This is a genomic window from Anaerobacillus sp. 1_MG-2023, assembly GCF_030547345.1.
Taxonomy (GTDB): Bacteria; Bacillota; Bacilli; order Bacillales; family Guptibacillaceae; genus Guptibacillus; species Guptibacillus hwajinpoensis_B.
This window is the reverse complement of the sequence record NZ_JAUORD010000300.1, coordinates 1-231: the sequence shown is the minus strand read 5'-3', so window position 1 is coordinate 231 and position 231 is coordinate 1. Positions and strand designations below refer to the sequence as shown.

At 36.4% G+C, this 231-nt stretch carries 1 pseudogene; it reads left to right on the top strand.

Annotated elements, in window-relative coordinates:
- A pseudogene (locus Q4550_RS24240) lies at positions 1-231 on the top strand (hypothetical protein); the annotation flags it as partial.

The following is a 231-nucleotide window of genomic DNA, read 5'->3' as shown; positions in this document are numbered from 1 at the left end:
ACTCCCCCGGCTCAGGATGAACTATACGATGATTTGTCAAAAGAAGATGTGTCTACAAAAATGCTGAATACTGTTGATTATTTTAGTACAGCATCAGGAGAATTTGAATTACAAAATGTATACGATGATAACTCAGAAAGCAATGAAAGGATCGAGTATACGGTTAGCTTGGAAGAACATGTTGGAGAATCTGTGATCTCAACCTCTTTTTATGATGAAGAGATAATGGGA